Annotated in this window: 1 protein-coding gene; it reads right to left on the bottom strand. The window is 43.9% G+C overall.

Annotated features, from left to right (window positions below; all coding sequences use genetic code 11):
* Positions 1-57: 57 nt before the first annotated feature.
* On the bottom strand, positions 58-287 hold a 230-nt coding region (locus tag KW93_RS17685), incomplete at its 5' end, for a hypothetical protein (RefSeq protein WP_033541107.1).

The raw sequence follows: 287 nt of genomic DNA, 5'->3' as shown, positions 1-287 counted from the left end.
CAACCGCAACTAATCACTCGCCGACCGCAACTAAAGCGGCAAATTCCGCAACTAAATTTATGCAAAAAAACATATCCATTTTTTGCAATTATATTCATTAATCTTCATAGATATAAGCCCCTTTAATGCCCAGCAGTTTGCTTCCGCAAACTGCTGGGTGCGCGAGCGGCAGGCCGCGCACGGACCACTGTTGTTTTTTACCAATAATTTTTTATTCAACTCTATTCGCTTTCTATTTATGGGCAGATTTTCCTTGACCGCACCTCGCAAGGCGTTTTCCGCACCTC

This window comes from Planococcus sp. CAU13 (assembly GCF_000775575.1).
In the GTDB taxonomy this organism is placed as follows: Bacteria; Bacillota; Bacilli; order Bacillales_A; family Planococcaceae; genus Planococcus.
Note: the sequence above shows the minus strand (reverse complement) of the source record. Positions and strands in the feature narration are given on the sequence as shown.